Source organism: Anoxybacillus pushchinoensis (genome assembly GCF_900111795.1).
GTDB classification, from domain to species: domain Bacteria; phylum Bacillota; class Bacilli; order Bacillales; family Anoxybacillaceae; genus Anoxybacillus; species Anoxybacillus pushchinoensis.
In genome coordinates, this window is the sequence record NZ_FOJQ01000010.1 from 33111 (window position 1) to 52884 (window position 19774).

Here is a 19774-nt window from a genome sequence, read left to right on the forward strand (position 1 = left end):
GACCTTGAAAAAATTCGTCAGTTTTTCGCCAAGTTGGAGAGAGGAGGAAAAACGTGAATGAGCGTTTAAAAGAAAAGTTAGCGATTTTACCTGATCAACCAGGATGTTATTTAATGAAAGATGTTCACGGAACGGTTATTTACGTCGGGAAGGCAAAAGTGTTGAAAAACCGTGTTCGCTCGTATTTTACCGGTACACATGACGGAAAAACGCTCCGTTTAGTGAACGAAATTGCTGATTTCGAATATATCGTGACGTCCTCCGATTTAGAGGCGCTCATTTTAGAAATGAATTTAATTAAAAAATACGATCCGAAATATAACGTCATGTTAAAAGATGACAAAAGCTACCCGTTTATTAAAATTACAGGGGAGAAACATCCGCGCCTCATCATTACGCGTACGGTGAAAAAAGATAAAGGGAAATATTTTGGGCCGTATCCGAACGCCCACGCGGCACACGAAACGAAAAAACTGCTCGATCGTTTATATCCGTTGCGAAAATGCGAAAAAATACCGAAAAAAGTTTGTTTATATTATCACATGGGGCAATGTTTAGGGCCATGTGAGTATGAAGTGTCAGACGAAGAAAATAAACGAATCGTCGAGCAGATCACTCGCTTTTTAAATGGCGGATATAAAGAAGTGAAAGAGCAATTGACGGAAAAGATGATGGAGGCAGCGGAACAGCTACAGTTTGAGCGAGCAAAAGAATACCGCGATCAAATTGCGTATATTGAATCGTTAATGGAAAAACAAAAAATGATTTTACACGATTTTGTTGACCGCGATATTTTTGGATATGCTTACGATAAAGGATGGATGTGTGTACAAGTATTTTTCGTGCGCCAAGGAAAGCTGATTGAGCGAAATGTTTCGATGTTTCCGTTATACCAAGAGGCTGAGGAAGAATTTTTAACGTTTTTAGGACAGTTTTACAGTAAAGATTATCATTTAAAACCGCGTGAAGTTGTGTTGCCGCGGGAAATTGATGGCGAGATGGCGATGAATTTGCTTCATGTGCATGTCACGCAGCCGAAGAGTGGAAAAAAGAAAGAGCTTGTCGATTTAGCATGTAAAAATGCACAAATGGCGCTACAAGAGAAGTTCTTTTTAATTGAGCGAGATGAACAACGAACGATTCGAGCGGTTGAGCGTTTAGGTGAGGTGCTAGGCATTCAAACACCGCAACGAATCGAGGCGTTTGACAACTCAAATATTCAAGGAACAGACGCTGTAGCGGCTATGGTCACATTTATTGACGGAAAGCCAGAAAAGAAAGAATATCGGAAATATAAAATAAAAACCGTCCAAGGTGCTGATGATTATGAGTCGATGCGCGAAGTCATCCGTCGACGGTACACCCGCGTGTTGCGCGAACAGTTGACACTTCCTCAATTAATCATTGTCGATGGCGGGAAGGGGCAAATACAAGCCGCAAAAGAAGTGCTCGAGTGTGAACTCGGACTATCGATCCCTGTTGCGGGTTTAGTGAAAGATGAGAAACATCGAACATCTCATTTGTTATTTGGCGATCCCCCGGGCGTTGTTTCGCTAGAGAAAAATAGCCAAGAATTTTATTTGCTGCAACGTATTCAAGAAGAGGTACATCGTTTCGCTATTACATTTCATCGTCAAGTGCGATCGAAATCTGCCTTTTATTCGATTCTCGATCAAATTCCAGGTGTCGGAACAAAAAGAAAACAAGCGTTGCTGCAACATTTTGGATCAATCAAAAAAATGAAAGAAGCAACGGTGGAGCAATTGCAAGAAGCAAACATTCCGAAACATGTTGCCCAAAAAATTTACGAAACGCTTCAAACGTATGAAAGCTGACCATCATCGGTCAGCTTTTATCTTTTCGATCCCATTTTACAGTAAACAAAACGGTTTTTGTGCGTCGCTTTTGTTGTTCGAATGCTTCTGTCACATATCCTTTTTGTTGTTCAAACTGTTGAGCAAGAAAGCCAGCCTCGAGTTGAAACGTGCATTCTCCACTATAGTCGAAACGCATGGCGACAAGCGACCCATCTAATTGAAACTCACAGCTATCCTTTTTCTCCTCAAGCAGCGATAGGTTTCCCCAACCGGCATGTTCAAAAAAGGCGATGACGTCATCCATTGTAGCTAGCGGATACTTCCTTGCTAAATCTTTTCCAGCCCAATACAAAATAAACGGAGTCTCTTTTCCGAACAAATTTGGTAGTAGTTCCTGCCGAAATAAAAAGTCGCTAAAAGCAGAAATGCTCGTTTGTTTCCATTGTTCATATCCGCTCACGATCATTCTCCTCTCTATTTTTCATTATATCGAATGATGACGTGAAAAACAGTATTGACTTTTTTTTCATTTCGAATTTCACTAGAATTATAGTTGTTTTAAAATTTGAAATGATTGAATATTTTGTGAACACCTTTTCTTGACGCTCCTACATTGTGGGAGTACAATGAATGTGACAATAATCAATGGAAATGGAAGTGTTTACACCTCTATTGATCATTGTCTAGTAAATGCGGATGGGAGCGCGTAGAAACGAAAGATGATCATTTTAAGGGGGGTTATGTATGGCACAAAATCGAGAGTTTTTTTACCGTCGACTTCATTCGTTGCTTGGAGTCATTCCAGTCGGGCTATTTTTAACGCAGCATTTAGTAGTTAACCATTTTGCAACAAGAGGAGCAGAAGCGTTCAACAAAGCGGCAGCATTTATGGAGCAATTACCGTTTCGTTATTTTTTGGAGATTTTCATTATTTTTCTTCCGTTATTGTTCCATGCCATCTACGGGCTGTACATCGCATTTACAGCACAAAACAATGTAAGTCGCTACGGATATTTCCGTAACTGGATGTTTATGTTGCAACGCTTAACGGGGATTATTACGCTTATTTTCGTTGTCTGGCATGTATGGGAAACGCGCGTCCAAGCTGCATTTGGTGCAGAAGTAAACTATGACATGATGGCAAACATCGTTGCCAACCCGTTTATGCTTGCGTTTTATATCGTTGGAATTGTTTCTGCAGTATTTCACTTTGCGAACGGGCTATGGTCGTTTTTCGTTAGCTGGGGCATTACAGTGACTCCTCGTTCACAGCAAATCTCTACATACGTGACAATGGGGATTTTTGTCGCGCTTTCGATCGTCGGTATACGAGCGATTTTAGCATTCGTTTAATCCACAACATTGGAGGAGTGAGGAGACATGAGTAAAGGAAAAATTATTGTTGTTGGTGGAGGTCTTGCCGGCTTAATGGCAACGATTAAAATTGCCGAAGCAGGCGTGAAAGTAGATTTGTTTTCATTAGTTCCCGTTAAACGATCTCACTCTGTTTGTGCGCAAGGTGGCATTAACGGTGCGGTCAACACAAAAGGGGAAGGCGACTCGCCGTGGGAACATTTTGACGATACGGTGTATGGGGGAGACTTTTTAGCTGATCAGCCTCCGGTGAAAGCGATGTGTGAAGCTGCACCGGGCATTATCCATTTGCTTGATCGCATGGGTGTTATGTTCAACCGCACGCCAGAAGGATTGCTTGATTTCCGTCGCTTCGGCGGAACGCAACATCACCGAACAGCGTATGCAGGGGCGACGACAGGACAGCAGCTTCTTTATGCGCTCGATGAGCAAGTGCGTCGTCATGAAGTCGCTGGGCTTGTGACAAAATATGAGGGTTGGGAGTTTTTAGGCGCAGTTTTAGATGATGAACAAGTTTGTCGCGGTATCGTTGCGCAAAACTTGACGACGATGGAGATTAAAGCGTTCCCTGCCGATGCAGTCATTATGGCAACAGGTGGTCCGGGGATCATTTTTGGGAAGTCCACAAACTCGATCATTAATACAGGATCAGCCGCTTCTATCGTTTATCAACAAGGTGCGTATTATGCAAACGGGGAATTTATTCAAATTCACCCGACAGCGATTCCGGGCGATGATAAGCTTCGCTTAATGAGTGAATCGGCACGTGGAGAAGGCGGACGAGTTTGGACGTATAAAGACGGAAAACCTTGGTATTTCTTAGAAGAAAAATATCCGGCTTACGGAAATCTCGTACCGCGCGATATTGCAACGCGTGAAATTTTCCATGTGTGCGTCGACTTAAAGCTCGGTATTAATGGCGAAAACATGGTTTATTTAGACTTGTCGCACAAAGATCCGAAAGAACTCGATATTAAGTTAGGCGGCATTATTGAAATTTATGAAAAGTTTATGGGTGAAGATCCAAGAAAAGTTCCAATGAAAATTTTCCCTGCCGTCCACTATTCGATGGGTGGATTATGGGTTGACTATGATCAAATGACGAATATTAAAGGACTATTTGCCGCGGGGGAATGCGACTTCTCCATGCACGGAGCAAACCGTCTAGGTGCCAACTCGTTGCTCTCCGCTATTTATGGCGGTATGGTCGCAGGGCCAAAAGCGGTTGAATATATGAAGGGGCTTGAAAAGTCAGCGGATGCGATGCCTTCTTCTTTATACGATCGCTACTTAAAACAAGAAGAAGAAAAATGGGCTCAAATTATGGCGATGGATGGAACAGAAAACGCCTACGTCTTGCATAAAGAACTTGGCGAATGGATGACAGATAACGTAACGGTCGTTCGTTACAACGACAAGCTATTAAAAACAGATGAGAAAATTCAAGAGCTGCTTGAGCGGTATAAAAACATTAACATTAACGACACAGCCAAATGGAGCAACCAAGGGGCGTCATTTACGCGCCAGCTTTATAACATGTTGCAGTTAGCTCGCGTCATTACGCTTGGAGCGTACAACCGCAACGAAAGCCGCGGGGCGCACTATAAGCCGGAGTTTCCTGAGCGGAATGACGAAGAATGGTTAAAAACAACAATGGCAAGTTTCACGCCGGATGGTCCATCGTTCCATTATCGCGATGTGGATACGTCACTCATTAAACCACGCAAGCGCGATTATACGAAAAAGAAAGGGGAAGTGAAATCATGAGCGAAAATAAAACGATTCGGATCATTGTCACAAGACAAGACCGTCCGGATACCGCCCCTTATGACGAAGAATTTGTTATTCCGTATCGTCCGAATATGAACATCATTTCGGCGCTCATGGAAATTCGCCGTAATCCGGTCAATGCAAAAGGTGAAAAAACGACACCTGTTGCTTGGGAAATGAACTGTTTAGAAGAGGTTTGCGGTGCGTGTTCGATGGTTATTAACGGGAAGCCGCGACAGTCGTGTACAGCGCTTATTGATCAGCTTGAGCAGCCGATTCGCTTAGAACCGATGCGCACGTTTCCAGTCATTCGCGACTTGCAAGTGGATCGCAGCCGCATGTTTGATTCGTTGAAAAAAGTGAAAGCGTGGATTCCGATTGACGGAACGTACGATTTAGGCCCAGGGCCGCGCATGCCAGAGCGTAAACGCCAGTGGGCATACGAATTGTCCAAATGTATGACGTGCGGAGTATGTTTAGAAGCTTGTCCAAACGTCAACAGCAAATCAAATTTTATCGGTCCAGCACCGCTTTCGCAAGTGCGCTTATTTAACGCACATCCGACAGGAGCGATGCATAAAGCGGAGCGTCTTGAAGCGATTATGGGTGATGGTGGACTAGCGAATTGCGGAAATTCACAAAACTGTGTGCAATCTTGTCCGAAAGGTATTCCGCTTACAACATCTATTGCGGCATTAAACCGGGCGGCAACGATTCAAATGTTCCGCAATTTCTTTGGCAGCGATGAAGTGTAAATACAAGGTCGGCTCTTACAGAGTCGGCCTTATGTTTCATAAGCTCGATCGCTTTTATAGAGGGGGAGAGGAAAATTGAAAATATCTTATATTGATAACATAAACGAGTGGGAACAACGTTTTTCTTTTTTTCATCCGGTGCGTGTCCGTTTTTCAGAAACGGATATGTTTGGTCATTTGAACAATACGATCCCTTTTGTATATTTTGAAGAAGCGCGCATCGCGTTTTTTGAGCATCTCGGTTTTATGGGGGACTGGGTTGGAAAAGAACAAGATGCTATTCCAGTCGTCGCCAACTTACAATGTGATTTTTTACAACAAGTATACTTTGGTGAGCAGCTAAAAATTGGGGTGAAGGTTGCTCATATTGGGAATTCTTCTGTTGATTTACATTATGTTGGAAAAAAACAAAATGGAGCAATCGCATTTACAGGTCGTGGGACGATGGTTCAAATGTCGAAAACGACAGGTAAAGGGGTGCCTTGGGACGAAAGTGCCCGTGCGCGATTAATAGAAAACATGTAACCGTTCAACCCTTTCTTGCATACGATATGTTGACTAAATATATACCCATCCGTTTAGGTCTGGTAAAAGCAAGGAGGGTTATCCAATTGAATCAGAAGCCGCTGCTCACAAAAAGGGAACGGGAAGTATTTGAATTGTTACTGCAAGACAAAACAACGAAAGAAATTGCTAGTGAACTATTCATTAGCGAAAAAACAGTTCGCAACCACATTTCGAATGCGATGCAAAAGCTTGGGGTAAAGGGGCGCTCGCAAGCTGTTGTCGAATTGCTTCGAATGGGGGAGCTTGAACTATAACGAGAACCGGCTTGCCTTGTCGTCTCAGGCAGCCGGTTTTCTATTGCTTTGATGTGTGCTATAATGAAAAATGTTTTGTCATACATCAACAAAGAATGAGGCGAATACATTGGAAAGACCAATTGGAGTGATTGATTCGGGTGTTGGTGGATTAACGGTTGCGCGTGAAATCATGCGCCAGCTACCAAAAGAACAAATTGTATATTTAGGAGATACGGCACGTTGTCCGTACGGTCCGAGACCACGCGAAGAAATTCGACAGTTTACGTGGGAAATGACCAATTATTTGCTCCGCTACGACATCAAAATGCTTGTGATCGCCTGTAATACAGCAACGGCGGTTGTGCTTGAGGAAATTCGGGATGCGCTTCATATTCCTGTCATTGGCGTCGTCCATCCCGGCGCTCGCACCGCGTTAAAAATGACGAAAAATTATCATATCGGCGTCATTGGTACGATCGGGACAGTACAGAGCGGAGCATACGAACATGCATTAAAGTCAATTAATAGCGATGTAAACGTGGAGAGTTTAGCGTGCCCGAAATTCGTCCCCTTGGTTGAAAGTGGACAGTTTGAAGGGGAGGAAGCGAAGCAAATTGTTGCTCAATCGCTTGAGCCATTAAAAAATCGGCCAATTGATACACTTATTTTAGGGTGCACACATTATCCTTTACTCAGCCCACTTATTCAACAATATATGGGGGATGACGTGAAGCTCATTTGTTCTGGCGATGAAACGGCGCGGGAAGTGAGCACGATTTTGCATCATAGCGGTTTGTTGTACACTGGAAATAAACGTCGAAAGCATATATTTTTAACAACCGGACCAAAAGAAATGTTTCAACACATTGCATCGAAATGGTTTGGTCATCCGATTGAACATGTCGAAACGATCCAATTATCGTAAAATCCTTCGCATATAGCGAAGGGCTTTTTTGTTCTATTTTTTTGAACGGCTCGTATACATAGTAGTACAAACCGTGTGAGGAGGGGAGTCCATGCGCCGTGCGTGGGTCATTGTAACAATGTTTATCTTTATGTTATCAGGATGTGGGCTATTTGGAGGTGAAAAAGCAACAAAGGAAATTGATCCACCAAAAGATGTAACATACGTAGAAGATGAGAAGGAGCTGCAAGAGCAAGAAACGGCAGAAAAAGAAAAAGCGACAGAGACGGTACAACGCGAATTATATTTGATTGATAAAAACGGTTTTGTCGTTCCGCAAACATTTGCGTTGCCAAAAACGAATGCTGCAGCTAAACAAGTGCTCGAATATTTAGTAGAAAACGGTCCGATTTCACAGTTGCTTCCGAACGGGTTTCGCGCAGTGTTACCGGCTGACACGCAAGTGTTAAGCGTCAATTTGAAACAAGATGGTACGCTCGTCGTTGATTTTTCAAAAGAATTTGCGAATTATCGTCCTGAAGATGAAAAGCGCATTTTACAAGCTATTACGTGGACAGTAACACAATTTGATAATGTAAAACGTGTAAAAATTCGCATGAACGGCCATGATCAAAATGTTATGCCGGTCAACGGAACACCAATTAGCGACGAACTGAGCAGAGACGATGGAATTAACATTGAAACGAACGGTGTTGTTGATATTACAAATACGCATCCGATCATCGTCTACTTTTTAGCACAAGACGGCAAACAGACGTATTATGTGCCAGTTACACGCCGCGTACCAAATAGCGAGCAAGATGAGTTAGCGGCTGTTGTGAATGAGTTGATTAAAGGGCCAAGCTACGGCTCAGGGCTGTTAAGTGATTTGCAAGCAGATGCGAAGTTGTTAGAAGCACCGAAATACGAAAATGGAAAAGTGACGTTAAACTTTAACGAAGCAATTTACGGTAGCGTGGAGAAAAATGTTGTGTCGACTCATGTGCTTAATTGTTTAGTTTTATCTTTAACAGAACAGCCAGGGGTAGAGAGCGTCGCGATTACAGTAAACGGAAAAGCAGAATTAGTTGATGAAAGTGGAAAACCGTTATCAGAACCGGTAACAAGACCGCAAAATGTGAACACAGGTAGTTTTTGAAACCAATTTTTTGCTATACTATATAAAGATTCATCGTCGAGAGGCAGTGTTCCTGCCTCTTATTTCGTGATCATATATTGAGGAGGATTTTGTGTGAGAGTAGATGGCAGAACAAATGACGAACTTCGTCCCGTACATATTGAACCGAACTATTTAAAACATCCGGAAGGGTCTGTGCTTATTTCGGTTGGTGATACGAAAGTCATTTGTGCAGCAAGCATTGAAGATAAAGTTCCGCCGTTTATGCGCGGAGGCGGGAAAGGGTGGATTACTGCGGAGTATGCGATGATTCCACGTGCGACAGAACAGCGAAACATTCGCGAAGCAAGTAAAGGAAAACTATCTGGAAGAACGATGGAAATTCAACGATTAATTGGTCGCGTGCTTCGCTCGGTTGTCGATTTGCAAAAATTAGGTGAAAAAACGATTTGGATTGATTGTGATGTCATTCAAGCGGATGGTGGAACGCGTACCGCTTCAATAACTGGTGCATTCGTTGCGATGGCGTTAGCGCTCGGAAAAATGGTCGAAAACAAAAAGTTGCCGATGCTCCCTATTACAGACTTTTTAGCTGCCACATCTGTAGGCATTGATGAAGAACATGGCATTATTTTAGATTTAAACTACATAGAAGATTCGAAAGCGCATGTCGATATGAATATTGTCATGACTGGATCGGGTCGCTTTGTTGAAATTCAAGGAACAGGGGAAGAAGCAACATTTTCATATGAACAGTTGCTCGATTTACTAACTGTTGCTGAAAAGGGCATTTATGAACTTATCGCCTTGCAAAAAGAAGCGCTCGGCTCGCTCGCTGAACAAATTGTACAAAACCGTTCGGAAGGAGAAGAAACGAAGTGAAACGAATGATTATCGCCACAAAAAACAAAGGGAAAATCGCTGAGTTTCAGCAACTGTTTGCCAAAAAGGGAGTCGAAATTCGTTCGCTTCTTGACTACGATGACGTGCCAGATGTTGAGGAAACAGGAAAGACGTTTGCAGAAAACGCTATATTGAAAGCGACGACAATAGCGAACATGTTTCATGAACCGGTCATTGCAGACGATTCTGGGTTAATCGTTGATGCGTTGCATGGCGAGCCGGGTGTATACTCGGCACGCTATGCTGGCGCCGAAAAAAATGACGAGGCAAACATGGAAAAAGTGCTGACAAAGTTACAAGGTGTGCCTTTTGAACAACGAACAGCGCGCTTTCATTGTGCGCTCGCTGTTGCCAAACCAAACGGAGATGTGACGACAGTAGATGGCGTATGTGAAGGATATATAACAGAAGAACCGGTTGGTGAAAACGGTTTTGGGTACGATCCGATTTTTTTTGTTCCTGAAAAACAACGGACAATGGCCCAATTGACGAAAGAAGAGAAAAATGAAATTAGCCATCGGGCAAAAGCGCTACAACATCTTTTGCATATATGGGACAAGCTGTTTGAAAAGGAGAATGAGTCGTGAACGTATTAATTGTAAGCGATAGCCACGGATTAACCAAAGAATTACAGACGATCGTTTCACGTCACAAACAACATGTTGATGCAATCATTCACTGCGGTGATTCCGAGTTACCAAGCGACCATGAGGCGTTGCAAGGCATGCTTGTTGTGCGAGGAAACTGCGATTACGAACGCCGTTTCCCAACCGATCTCGTGGAAGAACGAAACGGTGTTCGTTTTTTCATTACACATGGGCACTTGTATAACGTTAAAATGACGATGATGAATGCGTATTATAAAGCGAAAGAAGTCGGGGCACGCATCGTTTGCTTCGGCCATTCCCATATTGCAGGGTGTGAACAAATCGATGACGTTCTTTTCATTAATCCAGGAAGCATTTTCTTACCGCGCATGCGTCGCGAAAAAACATACGCCATGCTGCATATCAACGACAACACGACAACTGTATATTTTTACAATATAGACGGACAACTGCTGGATGACCTAACAACCACATATAAAATACAATAGGGGCAAGAAAATCCCACCGCCCCTATTGACATTTTTCATAAACATCATTACAATAACAATTGTCCAAACCACGATATGTCCCAGTAGCTCAGCTGGATAGAGCAACGGCCTTCTAAGCCGTCGGTCGGGAGTTCGAATCTCTCCTGGGACGTTAACGATCCTCTTGCATAGGCAAGGGGATTTTCATTTTTATATGTCATGGCTCAGCTGGATAGAGCATGTTTGAGCGTTCTTCATTGAATACACATCAGCGTACCGCACGAACCGCATCTTGAGTAAACGAAACGGAGTGCGGGACGACAAAGCCTTCTAAGCCGTCGGTCGGGAGTTCGAATCTCTCCTGGGACGCTGACGATCCTCTTGCATAGGCAAGGGGATTTTTTTGTTTAGTCAAAAAATGTTCAAATTTTTTATTTTCACTCTTTTCCTTGATGTATCAATTATGTAAGCGGATACAAAACGTTTTAACTAATCGAAATAATCAAAAAATTCGATGAAATGGTATTGACTGTTCTCGTAAATGAGCGTATGATAATTTTCAAATAAATCTAACAAAAGTCGTAATCAACAGAAGAGGCAAGAGACGGCGAGCAGGGGAAGAGGGGAAAAGCATTGAGTGAACAGTGGATTTTTCTAAACGATGAATTTGTGACAAAAGAAAATGCAAAAATCTCTGTATACGATCACGGTTTTCTTTATGGGGATGGGGTGTTTGAAGGAATTCGAGTATATAGCGGCAACGTGTTTCGAATGAAAGAACATATTGACCGTTTATACAATTCAGCAAAATCCATTTTATTAAACATTCCGTACACAAAAGAAGAATTAACAAATATTATCGTCCAGACGGTGCAAAAAAACGGATTTGAAGATGCTTATATTCGTGTTGTTGTGTCACGCGGCGTCGGCGACCTTGGCCTTGATCCATATAAATGCAAGAAACCGCAAGTTGTTGTCATCGTCGAGCCGTTAGCAATCTTCCCAAAACATTTATATGAAACAGGTATCGAAGTTGTTACAGTAGCGACGAGACGAAATCGTCCAGATGTATTAAGCCCGAAAGTCAAATCATTAAATTATTTAAATAACGTATTAGTGCGAATTGAAGCACATTTAGCAAACGTGAGCGAAGCGCTTATGCTCAACGATCAAGGATACGTGGCAGAAGGCTCAGCCGACAACGTGTTTATCGTCAAAAATGGCGTGCTATATACGCCGCCAGGATATGTCGGGGCGCTTGAAGGCATTACGCGCGATGCGATTATCGACATCGCTAAAGATCTCGGCTATGTCGTCAAAGAAGAGCCGTTTACTCGTCATGATGTGTACACAGCAGATGAAGTGTTTTTAACGGGAACCGCAGCAGAAGTCATTGCGGTCGTTAAGGTCGATGGTCGTGTTATCGGTGACGGAGTGCCAGGCGAACATACGAAACGACTGTTAGAAGAATTTCGCAAACGTGTTGTTTCTGAAGGTGTAAAAGTATATGCTTCACAAAATGTCAATGCTGGGTAACAAATCAATAAAGAAAAAGCGTTGAAGAGGATAAGTAGCTGACGGGTTAGGCATCCACAGAGAGCCGGGGAAGCTGAAAACCGGTGGTGTCTCCGTTTGTGAACTCCCCTCGGAGCGCCGTCCTGAACAATTCATTTCAGTAGGGGCGGACGGGTGCGTGTCACTCGTTATTAAAACGAGCGCTGCGATGTTAGTCGCGTGCTCCTGAGGTGGCTTTTGCCACGAAGAAGGGTGGTACCGCGGAAAGGATGCAAGCCTTTTCGCCCCTTTGGTCTACATGGACCGATGGAGGGGCGAGAAGGCTTTTCTTATTTCACATTTTTTTAGGGGTGAAAAAATGGCAGCGAATATGAAAGTGAAAGAAAAAGTAGCAAAAAAGCAAACGTTATGTGGGGCGCTCATGTTAATTGAAGCGCTTAAAGCAGAAAACGTGAAAGTCATTTTCGGGTATCCAGGAGGTGCTGTATTACCGATTTATGACAAGTTGTACGAATCGGGAGTATTTCACGTATTGACACGACACGAACAAGGGGCTATCCATGCGGCAGAAGGATACGCTCGCATTTCAGGAAAGCCTGGTGTCGTCATCGCTACATCGGGGCCGGGTGCGACAAATATTGTGACAGGTTTAACGGATGCGATGATGGATTCTATCCCTCTCGTTGTTTTTACAGGGCAGGTAGCTTCTAGCGTCATTGGATCTGATGCCTTTCAAGAAGCGGATGTATTAGGTATTACAATGCCAATTACAAAACATAGTTACCAAGTACGCGACGTACAAGAGCTGCCAAAAATTATTAAAGAAGCGTTTCATATTGCAACGACTGGGCGACCAGGTCCTGTGTTAATTGATATTCCGAAAGATATGTCTGTCGCAGAAGCGGAGTTTGATTACGAACAAGATGTACAGCTGCCAGGGTATCAGCCGACAACAAAGCCAAATCATTTACAAATTCGCAAGCTCGTTGAGGCAGTAAGCCAAGCGAAGCGGCCAGTTATTTTGGCTGGTGCTGGTGTTCTTCACGCGAATGCGCATGAGCAGCTAAAACAATATGCCGAACAACAAAACATTCCGGTTATCCATACGCTTTTAGGACTTGGTGGTTTTCCGGCCGATCACCCGCTATTTCTTGGGATGGCAGGTATGCATGGAACGTACACAGCGAACATGGCGTTGTATGAATGCGACCTTCTCATCAATATAGGTGCACGATTTGATGACCGAGTGACCGGAAACTTGGCGCACTTTGCACCGAAAGCAACAGTTGCTCATATCGATATCGACCCAGCGGAAATCGGAAAAAATGTACCAACAAAAATACCGATTGTCGGTGATGCAAAAGAAGCGCTCATGCAACTAATTGAGCAAAACGGAAAGCGCCCAGACGTATCCGAATGGCTCAAACAGTTGAATGAATGGAAACGAGAATATCCGCTTATGTACAAACATGAACCAGGTGTATTAAAACCGCAACGGCTTATTGAACTCATTCATGAATATACAAATGGCGAAGCGGTTGTAACGACAGATGTAGGCCAACATCAAATGTGGGTCGCTCAATATTATAAATTCAAACGACCGCACCGTTGGGTTACATCAGGCGGGCTAGGTACGATGGGATTTGGATTGCCAGCGGCAATCGGAGCGCAATTGGCACAGCCAGAGGCAACGGTCGTATCGATCGTTGGTGACGGTGGGTTCCAAATGACGTTACAAGAGCTATCTGTCATTCAAGAGCTAAATTTGCCAATTAAAATTGTCATTGTCAACAATCAGGCGCTTGGTATGGTTCGTCAATGGCAAGAAATTTTTTACGAAAAACGATATTCTCATTCCCTCATTCCGAATCAACCAGATTTCGTTCGCTTAGCAGAAGCGTATGGGATGAAAGCGATGCGTGCAACGACCGAAGAAGAAGCGGAATACGTATTGAAAGAAGCATTTGCGACGAATGCACCAGTTTTGCTTGATTTTCATGTGCATCCAGGTGAAAACGTATATCCGATGGTTGCCCCAGGAAAAGGATTACATGAAATGGTGGGGGTGAAATGGTGAAACGAATTATTACAATGACGGTGAACAATCGTCCAGGCGTATTAAACCGTATTACAGGTTTGTTTACGAAGCGGCATTATAACATTGAAAGCATTACAGTTGGTCATACCGAATCAGAGGGTGTTTCACGCATGACGTTCGTCGTCAATGTAGAAGATGAACGCATTGCTGAACAAATTACAAAACAACTGAACAAACAGATTGACGTATTAAAAGTGGTTGATATTACTGATCAAGCGATTATTGTTCGAGAGCTTGCTTTAATTAAAGTGGCGGTTACCCCAGCGACACGTGGTGAAATTTATACGCTCATTGAACCGTTTCGCGCAGCGATTGTCGATGTAGCACGAGATAGTCTCGTTGTTCAAGTGACAGGTGAACCAGAAAAAATTGACGCGCTTATCGACTTATTAAAGCCATACGGGTTAAAGGAAGTCGCAAGAACAGGAACAACAGCGTTTCCGCGCGGCTCACAACGCGCATCATCAACAAATAAATCACTATTTATTATTTAAAGGAGAGGATTTTATTATGGTAAAAGTATATTACAATGGCGATGCAAACGAAGCTTACATTCAAGGGAAAAAAGTAGCAATTATCGGATACGGTTCTCAAGGCCATGCGCATGCACAAAACTTACGTGATAGCGGTGTTGAGGTGATTATTGGGCTGCGAAAAGGGAAGTCGTGGGAAAAAGCAGAGCAAGATGGCTTTGTCGTCTTGCCTGTCAGTGAAGCGACAAAACAAGCTGACGTTGTGATGATTTTACTTCCAGATGAACATCAACCGAAAGTATATAAAGAAGAAATTGCACCAAACTTGCAGTCTGGAAACGCGCTCGTGTTTGCGCACGGATTTAATATTCACTTCAATCAAATTGTTCCGCCGAGCGATGTGGATGTATTTTTAGTCGCGCCGAAAGGGCCTGGTCATTTAGTGCGTCGCACATATACGGAAGGGGCAGGTGTACCTGCATTGATCGCTGTATATCAAGATGTGAGCGGTGAAGCGAAAGAAACGGCGCTTGCGTATGCGAAAGCGATCGGTTCAGCCCGAGCGGGCGTGATTGAAACGACGTTTAAAGAAGAAACAGAGACAGATTTATTCGGTGAACAGGCCGTTCTTTGCGGTGGATTAACTGCCCTTGTCAAAGCAGGATTTGAGACGCTTGTTGAAGCTGGATACCAGCCGGAAATTGCATACTTTGAATGTTTACACGAGTTAAAGCTGATCGTTGATTTAATGTATGAAGGTGGTTTGGCAGGCATGCGTTATTCAATCTCTGATACAGCACAATGGGGCGACTTTGTGACAGGGCCACGCATCATTAACGATGCAGTAAAAGTGGAAATGAAAAAAGTGCTTGAAGATATTCAAACGGGTAAGTTTGCGAAAGGGTGGATTTTAGAAAACGAAGCGAATCGTCCAGAGTTTAACGCGATCAACCGTCGGGAAAACGAACATTTAATTGAAGTTGTTGGGCGCGAATTACGAAAAATGATGCCGTTTGTCAACGCTAAACAGAAAGATGTGGTGACGGTTGGTGCGAAAAATTAACATTTTTGATACGACGTTGCGTGATGGCGAGCAGTCTGCAGGCGTCAACTTAAACTTGCATGAAAAACTCGAAATTGCTCGACAGTTAGAACGCCTCGGTGTAGATATCATCGAGGCGGGCTTTCCTGCCGCATCGAAAGGTGATTTCCAAGCCATTCAAGCGATCGCCCAAACGGTTCGCAACTGTTCAGTGACAGGTCTTTCTCGTTCTGTTCAATCGGACATTGACGCGGCATGGGAGGCGTTAAAAGACGGGGCAGAACCGCGATTACACGTATTTATCGCGACATCGCCCATTCATATGCAATATAAATTGCGAATGACACCAGAACAAGTCATCGAAACAGCTGTAGAATCTGTTCGTTACGCGAAAAAATATTTTCCGATTGTACAATGGTCAGCAGAAGATGCATGTCGAAGCGATCTTCCGTTCCTTGCGACGATTGTTGAACGCGTCATTGAAGCGGGGGCGAACGTCATTAACATTCCAGATACAGTCGGTTATATTACCCCGAAACAATATGGCGACATATTCTCCTTTTTAAAAGAAAATGTTCGGAATATTGAAAAAATTAGTTTATCTGCGCATTGTCACGATGATTTAGGAATGGCTGTTGCTAACTCGCTCGCAGCCATTGAGGCAGGGGCGACGCAAATTGAAGGGACGGTGAACGGGATCGGTGAGCGAGCCGGAAACGCTGCGATTGAAGAAGTTGCGGTGGCGCTTTATATTCGTAGAGATTACTATCAAGCAGAGACGCGCTTGAACTTACAAGAAATTAAACGTACGAGCAACTTAGTAAGCAAGTTGACAGGAATGATTGTCCCACCAAATAAAGCGATCGTCGGTAAAAACGCTTTTGCTCATGAGTCAGGCATTCATCAAGATGGTGTGTTAAAAGAAAAAACGACGTACGAAATTATATCTCCGCAACTTGTTGGAGTGCAATCGAATGCGATGGTACTTGGGAAACATTCAGGGCGCCATGCGTTTCGAACACGCATTCAAGAGCTTGGGTATTCATTAACAGATGAAGAGGTCAATCGTTTGTTTGGCCGTTTTAAAGATTTAGCAGATAAAAAGAAAGATATTACGGATGATGATTTAATTGCACTCATTTTAGATGAAAAGTTAGATACGTATAAAAACTTTTATCAATTATGTTCTATTCAAGTACAATACGGAACCAATCAAATTCCGACAGCAGTGGTCGTATTAAAAAACGGGGAAGGAAACGACATTCAAGAAGCGGCGACAGGAGCTGGCAGCGTCGAGGCGTTATATAACGCATTAGAAAAAGCGCTGCAATTACCTGTTACGTTGCTTGATTATCGCATTGAATCTGTAGGAAGCGGAAGGGATGCTTTAGCACAAGTGTATGTGAAAGTATCGCTCGATGGGAAAGAAGCAAGCGGACGTGGGACGGCACAAGATGTGCTAGAAGCATCTGCAAAAGCATATATTCATGCGGTAAATCGCATGTTCGTCATCGAAAAAATGCGAGAAGAACAAGCGCTTGCGGCGCAATAACAAAGGGGGATGTTTTATGTATCGTATCGCTGTTTTGCCGGGAGATGGTATCGGAAAAGAAGTGACAAAGGGGGCGGTCAATGTTTTACAAGCAATTGGTGATCGTTTTGGGCATACGTTTCATTTTTCATACGGCTTGATTGGCGGAGAAGCGATTGACCGTGAAGGAACGCCGCTCCCAGAACAAACGCTTCACATGTGTAAACAGAGCGATGCGGTATTGCTTGGTGCGGTCGGGGGGCCGAAATGGGACAGCAATCCGCCATATCTCCGTCCAGAAAAAGGATTGTTGCAAATTCGAAAAGAGATGAATTTGTTTGCGAACGTTCGACCAGTTACGTTTTATGACAGTCTATCTGGCGCTTCCCCGCTTAAACCACATGTGATTGAAGGGGCTGATTTTGTTATCGTTCGTGAATTAACAGGAGGCTTATATTTTGGAAAGCCAAGTGAACGCCGGATCGAAAAAGGGGAGGAAGCGGTCGTTGATACACTGTTTTATAAAAGGGAAGAAATCGAACGGATTATTACATTTGCTTTTGCACTAGCGCAAAAGCGGAAAAAGAAAGTAACGTCCGTTGATAAAGCGAACGTGCTAGAGTCAAGCCGCATGTGGCGAGAGGTGGCTGAACAAGTGGCTAAACGTTTCCCAGATGTTCAACTTGAACATATGCTCGTGGATAATGCAGCGATGCAACTCGTTCGCTCTCCAAAACAATTCGACGTGATCGTAACAGAAAATATGTTCGGTGATATTTTAAGTGATGAAGCGTCCATGTTAACAGGTTCTCTCGGTATGCTTCCTTCAGCGAGCTTATCTGTTAATGGGCCAGCATTATACGAACCGATTCACGGTTCTGCTCCGGACATCGCAGGACAAAATAAAGCGAACCCGCTTGCAACTATTTTGTCAGCGGCAATGATGCTTCGTTTATCTTTTGGATTGACAGAAGAGGCGCGTATCATTGAACAGGCGGTCAAGCAAGTGCTAGACGCAGGGTATCGAACGACAGACATCGCTCAACAAGGCGATTGTGTACTATCAACGACGGAAATGGTTGAAAAAGTAAAAGATGCGATTTTAGACGATGTAGCGATCGAACGAATTATGCAAGTATATGTGTAGGAGGAGATTGTGGTGGCGCCAAAGACGATTATCGAAAAAATTTGGGATGAACACGTTGTGTATCGTGAAGAAGGAAAACCGGACTTATTATATATTGACTTACATCTCGTTCATGAAGTCACGTCTCCACAAGCGTTCGAAGGATTGCGGCAAAAAGGGAGAAAAGTGCGCCGCCCAGATTTAACATTTGCAACGATGGATCATAACGTGCCGACGGTGAATCGGTTTGTTGTTGAAGATGAAGTGGCGAAAAATCAAATGACAGCACTAGAGCGAAATTGTCGTGAGTTCGGCATTCCGCTTGCCGATTTAAACAGCCCAGAGCAAGGGATTGTGCACGTCATTGGCCCGGAACTTGGATTAACACAACCGGGAAAAACGATCGTTTGCGGTGATAGCCATACGTCAACACACGGCGCTTTTGGAGCGCTAGCGTTTGGCATCGGAACGAGCGAAGTGGAGCACGTGTTAGCGACACAAACACTATGGCAACACCGTCCAAAAACGATGCAAGTTCATGTTACAGGTACGCTAGCACCAGGTGTATCGGCGAAAGATGTCATTTTAGCTATTATTGGTAAGTTCGGTGTTGATTTCGGTACAGGATATGTACTCGAATTTACAGGTGACGTCATTCGTCGTCTATCAATGGAAGAGCGAATGACCATTTGCAATATGTCGATCGAAGCGGGAGCACGGGCGGGATTAATTGCGCCAGATGATGTGACGTTTGCTTATTTGCGAGGAAGAAAATACGCGCCAAAAGGTGAGGCGTTTGAACAAGCGGTTGAACGATGGAAACAGTTATGTACAGATGAAGGGGCGGTGTATGACCGCGTCATTCATATAGATGGAAGTGAAATTGCCCCAACGGTCACATGGGGTACAACACCAGCGATGAGCGCTCCGATCGATGGGACGGTTCCTTATCCTGAACAGTTTGCGACAGAAACGGAGCAAAAAGCAGTACGGTTAGCGTTGCAATATATGGGGTTAAAGCCGGGAACAAAAATGACAGATATTGCTGTACAGCATGTATTTATCGGATCATGTACGAACTCTCGCTTAAGCGATTTACGGGAAGCGGCGCAAATTGTAAAAGGAAAAAAAGTTGCCCCAGGTGTTCGAGCGCTCGTCGTTCCAGGTTCTCAGCAAGTGAAAAAGCAGGCGGAGGAAGAAGGAATTGCTCAAATTTTTATTGATGCTGGCTTCGAATGGCGTGATTCCGGCTGTAGCATGTGTCTCGGAATGAATCCAGATACTGTACCAGCAGGCGAGCATTGCGCTTCAACGTCAAACCGAAACTTTGAAGGACGTCAAGGAAAAGGTGCACGTACGCATTTAGTGAGTCCAGCGATGGCGGCAGCCGCGGCCATTTACGGCCATTTTGTCGATGTGCGTACGCTATATAAAGAAACGGTACGATAGG

Annotated in this window: 19 protein-coding genes, 1 tRNA gene and 1 other annotated feature; of the genes, 19 read left to right on the forward strand and 1 reads right to left on the reverse strand. The window is 43.8% G+C overall.

What is annotated here, in order from left to right; genetic code table 11:
• Nucleotides 1–53: 53 nt before the first annotated feature.
• Nucleotides 54–1835 (forward strand): excinuclease ABC subunit UvrC, encoded by a 1782-nt coding sequence (uvrC, locus tag BM213_RS04540; RefSeq protein WP_091701405.1) that lies wholly within the window; start codon nt 54–56, stop codon nt 1833–1835.
• A gap of 10 nt (nt 1836–1845) precedes the next feature.
• On the opposite strand, the gene BM213_RS04545 is transcribed toward uvrC, so the two are convergent.
• Entirely contained in the window at nt 1846–2277 is a 432-nt protein-coding gene (locus BM213_RS04545) for a YslB family protein (protein WP_091701408.1), read from the reverse strand.
• Between the two features lie 284 nt (nt 2278–2561).
• Between BM213_RS04545 and BM213_RS04550 the strand changes: the two genes are divergently transcribed.
• The 18 genes from BM213_RS04550 to leuC all read left to right on the forward strand — a co-directional run bounded on the left by BM213_RS04550 (nt 2562) and on the right by leuC (nt 19773).
• Nucleotides 2562–3170: a succinate dehydrogenase cytochrome b558 subunit gene (locus tag BM213_RS04550; protein ID WP_091701412.1), complete on the forward strand. Its 609-nt coding sequence runs from the start codon at nt 2562–2564 to the stop codon at nt 3168–3170.
• Between the two features lie 27 nt (nt 3171–3197).
• Nucleotides 3198–4958, forward strand: a complete 1761-nt coding sequence (gene sdhA, locus BM213_RS04555; RefSeq protein ID WP_003396478.1) for a succinate dehydrogenase flavoprotein subunit — start codon at nt 3198–3200, stop codon at nt 4956–4958.
• Complete coding sequence (sdhB, locus tag BM213_RS04560) at nt 4955–5716, forward strand: succinate dehydrogenase iron-sulfur subunit (RefSeq protein WP_091701415.1); 762 nt, start codon at nt 4955–4957, stop codon at nt 5714–5716. Before sdhA ends, sdhB begins: the two co-directional genes overlap by 4 nt.
• Before the next feature lie 75 nt (nt 5717–5791).
• Nucleotides 5792–6241 (forward strand): acyl-CoA thioesterase, encoded by a 450-nt coding sequence (locus tag BM213_RS04565; RefSeq protein WP_091701417.1) that lies wholly within the window; start codon nt 5792–5794, stop codon nt 6239–6241.
• Nucleotides 6242–6321: 80 nt separating this feature from the next.
• Complete coding sequence (locus tag BM213_RS04570) at nt 6322–6537, forward strand: helix-turn-helix domain-containing protein (RefSeq protein WP_035044920.1); 216 nt, start codon at nt 6322–6324, stop codon at nt 6535–6537.
• Between the two features lie 109 nt (nt 6538–6646).
• A complete protein-coding gene (gene racE, locus BM213_RS04575; RefSeq protein WP_091701421.1) occupies nt 6647–7444 on the forward strand; it encodes a glutamate racemase in 798 nt (265 codons plus the stop codon).
• Between the two features lie 91 nt (nt 7445–7535).
• A complete protein-coding gene (locus tag BM213_RS04580) occupies nt 7536–8582 on the forward strand; it encodes a GerMN domain-containing protein (protein ID WP_091701424.1) in 1047 nt (348 codons plus the stop codon).
• 93 nt (nt 8583–8675) lie between these two features.
• Nucleotides 8676–9443, forward strand: coding sequence for a ribonuclease PH (gene rph, locus BM213_RS04585; RefSeq protein ID WP_091701427.1), 768 nt, complete (start codon nt 8676–8678; stop codon nt 9441–9443).
• A complete protein-coding gene (locus BM213_RS04590) occupies nt 9440–10051 on the forward strand; it encodes an XTP/dITP diphosphatase (RefSeq protein ID WP_091701430.1) in 612 nt (203 codons plus the stop codon). The genes rph and BM213_RS04590 overlap by 4 nt, the downstream gene beginning before the upstream one ends.
• The gene (locus BM213_RS04595) at nt 10048–10560 is read left to right on the forward strand and encodes a metallophosphoesterase family protein (protein ID WP_091701432.1); all 513 of its coding nucleotides are present in this window, start codon (nt 10048–10050) and stop codon (nt 10558–10560) included. Before BM213_RS04590 ends, BM213_RS04595 begins: the two co-directional genes overlap by 4 nt.
• A gap of 77 nt (nt 10561–10637) precedes the next feature.
• A tRNA-Arg gene (locus BM213_RS04600) sits at nt 10638–10711 on the forward strand.
• A 461-nt stretch (nt 10712–11172) separates the two neighbouring features.
• Nucleotides 11173–12075, forward strand: a complete 903-nt coding sequence (ilvE, locus tag BM213_RS04605) for a branched-chain-amino-acid transaminase (RefSeq protein ID WP_091701435.1) — start codon at nt 11173–11175, stop codon at nt 12073–12075.
• A 12-nt stretch (nt 12076–12087) separates the two neighbouring features.
• Nucleotides 12088–12346 (forward strand) — a binding site (T-box leader).
• 66 nt (nt 12347–12412) lie between these two features.
• A complete protein-coding gene (gene ilvB / locus BM213_RS04610; protein ID WP_091701437.1) occupies nt 12413–14131 on the forward strand; it encodes an acetolactate synthase large subunit in 1719 nt (572 codons plus the stop codon).
• Nucleotides 14128–14646: an acetolactate synthase small subunit gene (gene ilvN, locus BM213_RS04615; RefSeq protein WP_244149190.1), complete on the forward strand. Its 519-nt coding sequence runs from the start codon at nt 14128–14130 to the stop codon at nt 14644–14646. The genes ilvB and ilvN overlap by 4 nt, the downstream gene beginning before the upstream one ends.
• Nucleotides 14647–14662: 16 nt before the next feature.
• A complete protein-coding gene (gene ilvC / locus BM213_RS04620) occupies nt 14663–15688 on the forward strand; it encodes a ketol-acid reductoisomerase (protein ID WP_004889180.1) in 1026 nt (341 codons plus the stop codon).
• Nucleotides 15675–17219 (forward strand): 2-isopropylmalate synthase, encoded by a 1545-nt coding sequence (locus BM213_RS04625; protein ID WP_091701440.1) that lies wholly within the window; start codon nt 15675–15677, stop codon nt 17217–17219. Before ilvC ends, BM213_RS04625 begins: the two co-directional genes overlap by 14 nt.
• A 16-nt stretch (nt 17220–17235) precedes the next feature.
• Nucleotides 17236–18345 (forward strand): 3-isopropylmalate dehydrogenase, encoded by a 1110-nt coding sequence (gene leuB / locus BM213_RS04630; RefSeq protein ID WP_091701442.1) that lies wholly within the window; start codon nt 17236–17238, stop codon nt 18343–18345.
• Between the two features lie 12 nt (nt 18346–18357).
• Nucleotides 18358–19773, forward strand: a complete 1416-nt coding sequence (gene leuC / locus BM213_RS04635) for a 3-isopropylmalate dehydratase large subunit (protein WP_091701445.1) — start codon at nt 18358–18360, stop codon at nt 19771–19773.
• Nucleotide 19774: the final 1 nt, after the last annotated feature.

Excerpts from the sequence above, each read along its gene's own strand:
- BM213_RS04550 (WP_091701412.1), top strand. The coding sequence starts at position 2,562 with ATGGCACAAAATCGAGAGTTTTTTTACCGTCGACTTCATTCGTTGCTT.
- sdhA (WP_003396478.1), top strand. The coding sequence starts at position 3,198 with ATGAGTAAAGGAAAAATTATTGTTGTTGGTGGAGGTCTTGCCGGCTTA.
- sdhB (WP_091701415.1), top strand. The coding sequence starts at position 4,955 with ATGAGCGAAAATAAAACGATTCGGATCATTGTCACAAGACAAGACCGT.
- BM213_RS04580 (WP_091701424.1), top strand. The coding sequence starts at position 7,536 with ATGCGCCGTGCGTGGGTCATTGTAACAATGTTTATCTTTATGTTATCA.
- ilvB (WP_091701437.1), top strand. The coding sequence starts at position 12,413 with ATGGCAGCGAATATGAAAGTGAAAGAAAAAGTAGCAAAAAAGCAAACG.
- ilvC (WP_004889180.1), top strand. The coding sequence starts at position 14,663 with ATGGTAAAAGTATATTACAATGGCGATGCAAACGAAGCTTACATTCAA.
- leuB (WP_091701442.1), top strand. The coding sequence starts at position 17,236 with ATGTATCGTATCGCTGTTTTGCCGGGAGATGGTATCGGAAAAGAAGTG.